General features: G+C 58.7%; 3 protein-coding genes. All 3 read left to right on the forward strand.

Going from position 1 to position 2,556, the window contains the following annotated elements:
- Nucleotides 1-668 (forward strand): ABC transporter permease (locus PH558_RS33945; RefSeq protein ID WP_285208552.1); only part of this gene is annotated, 668 nt, incomplete at its 5' end.
- A 17-nt stretch (nucleotides 669-685) separates the two neighbouring features.
- Complete coding sequence (locus PH558_RS33950) at nucleotides 686-1,684, forward strand: 4-hydroxyproline epimerase (protein ID WP_285208553.1); 999 nt, start codon at nucleotides 686-688, stop codon at nucleotides 1,682-1,684.
- A 27-nt stretch (nucleotides 1,685-1,711) separates the two neighbouring features.
- Nucleotides 1,712-2,556 (forward strand): GlxA family transcriptional regulator (locus tag PH558_RS33955; protein WP_285208554.1); only part of this gene is annotated, 845 nt, incomplete at its 3' end.

A 2,556-nucleotide genomic window follows, 5' to 3' on the forward strand; every position in this document is an offset into this window, starting at 1 on the left:
GCCTTGCCATCAATATCAGGGCCGCTGTGGTAACGGCCGTCGCTCTTGCCTTCTGCCTCCTGGCGGGCCTTTGGGCAGCGTCCATGCAAACACTCGCCCTAGTGACGGTTTCGGTCGCTATTTCGGTCATGATCGCCTTTCCTCTCGGCATTCTCGCGTCGCGGCGCAAGGGTTTCGAGATCGCGATCAGACCGCTACTCGATATCATGCAGACGGTGCCGCCGTGGGTCTATCTCATTCCGGCAGTCATGATTTTTAGCCTCGGCCGCGTGCCGGCGATCATCGCCACGATCATTTATGGCGTGCCGCCGATGCTGCGTTTGACGACCTTGGCGTTCAATCAGGTGCCTACCGATCTTCTTGAACTCGGTCAGGCAACCGGCGCGCCACCGCGTTCGATCCTTTTCAAGATCGAAATTCCCTCCGCCATGCCGACCCTGCTCGTCGGGCTCAACCAATGCATTCTTCTCTCGTTGGCCATGGTCGTCCTTGCCGGGCTGGTTGGCGCCGGGGGCCTGGGCGCTGAAGTCACGCGTGGCCTGACGCGAATGGAAATGGGTCTAGGCCTGCGCGCCGGGCTTGCCATCGTTGCCATCGCCATCCTGCTCGACAGACTTTCCAAGAGTGCGCTGCAGGGTCATGCGCGTTCATCGGCCAAGAGCGCTTAAACGAAAAGATTTACCGAATGCGTCACAGCTTCTTCTGCATCGATTCCCACACCTGCGGCAACCCGGTCCGGCTCGTTGCCGGCGGCGGGCCTTTGCTTCCGCATCTTCCGATTGCGGAACGACGTGAGATTTTCGTTCGCGATCACGACTGGATCCGGCAGGCATTGATGTTCGAACCGCGTGGGCATGACATCATGTCCGGCGCCGTCATCTATCCCGCCTATCGCGAAGACTGTGATTTTGCCGTGATCTTCATCGAAGTCAGCGGATGCCTACCCATGTGCGGGGCCGGGACGATCGGTTTGGTAACGGCGGCAATCGAAGAAGGCCTCGTCACCCCACGCATTCCCGGCAAGCTTTCCATCGAGACACCGGCGGGCCGCGTGGATATCGCCTATGACAAGCAGGGCGAATTCGTCGAAGCCGTCCGCATGTTCAATGTCGCAAGCTACCTGCATGCAGCCGATGTCGAAGTCGATGTGCCGGGGCTCGGAGCCCTGACGATCGATATCGCCTACGGCGGCAACTATTATGCCGTCATCGAACCGCAGAGGAACTGGGCTGGATTGGACGGCATGTCGAGCGATGAAATCGTCGACGTCAGCAGGAAGCTGCGCGATGCCCTCGAGCCGATCTGCAATCAGGTTCATCCCGAGGATGAAAGGATAAGCGGCGTCCACCACGCCCTATGGTGCGACACGCCGGCGAGCAGCAAAGCCGATGGGCGGGGCGCGGTTTTCTATGGTGACAAGGCGATAGATCGCTCCCCAGGCGGAACAGGTACCTCGGCACGCCTCGCTCAACTGCATGGTAAGGGCCGGTTGAAGGTCGGCGACACCTTTCGCCAGGAAAGCCTGATCGGCACCATATTCGAGGGACGTATCGAAGCCGAAGCAGCTATTGGACGGTTCAGAGGCATTAAGCCGAGCGTCGGAGGGTGGGCGCGGATCATCGGCCACAATACGATCTTTGTCGACGATCGTGATCCCTTGGCCCATGGTTTCCAGATCAAATAGAAGGGTTTTTCCGGGGCGAGGCGTTTGATGAAATCCGTGAAAGTTGAAGCGAGACATGGCCCGTTGAAAGTCGGGTTCATCCTTGCACGGTCATTTACTCTTTCTGCATTCGCCCTCTTCGTTGACACGTTGAGGCTGGCAAGTGACGAGGCTGATAAATCCGGCCGGATTCTGGCCGACTGGCAGGTAGTGGGTAGCACCCGGCATCTCATCATATCGAGCTGTGGCGTGCAGGTCGCGCCGACCTCGGATTTTATCGACCCGAAGGAATTCCATTACATTGTCGTCGTCGGTGGACTTTTGAACACGGATATGACCATCGACAGCCAGACGTCGGACTATCTCAAGAAAGCTGCCGTTCAAAAGGTCCCATTGATCGGGGTCTGTACCGGCACATTTATTCTGGCCCGATTGGGTCTCATGAAGTCGCACCAAACCTGTGTCAGCTGGCTGCACTATCACGCATATCGGGAGCAATTCCCGGGGCATTCCGTACGCTCGGATCGATTGTTCAACCTCGACCGGAACCTTGGCTCTTGCGCCGGCGGAAGCTCGGCGGCCGACATGGCTGCTTTTCTGGTCCGGCGACACATCAGCAGAGACGCGGAACGGAATGCTTTGGAAGTGCTCCAGATCGAGCGGGCGCGATCGGGGCTGGATATACAGCCGCGCAAACCGCTTGAGATCGAATGCCAGGATGCCCGTCTGAAAGCGGTGCTCATCACGATGGAAAACCACATCGAAGATGTCGTGCCGACCGTAGATCTTGCCGCCTCCGTTGGCCTGTCCCGGCGACAGCTCGAACGTCTGTTCATGGAAGAAATGAAGGCCCCACCAGGGGCCGTCTACACGCGCATTCGCATGGAGCGCGC

The organism is Rhizobium pantanalense (assembly GCF_030182525.1).
Taxonomy (GTDB): domain Bacteria; phylum Pseudomonadota; class Alphaproteobacteria; order Rhizobiales; family Rhizobiaceae; genus Rhizobium.

Coding starts and splice junctions, on each gene's coding strand:
- PH558_RS33950 (WP_285208553.1), top strand. CDS start 686: ATGCGTCACAGCTTCTTCTGCATCGATTCCCACACCTGCGGCAACCCG.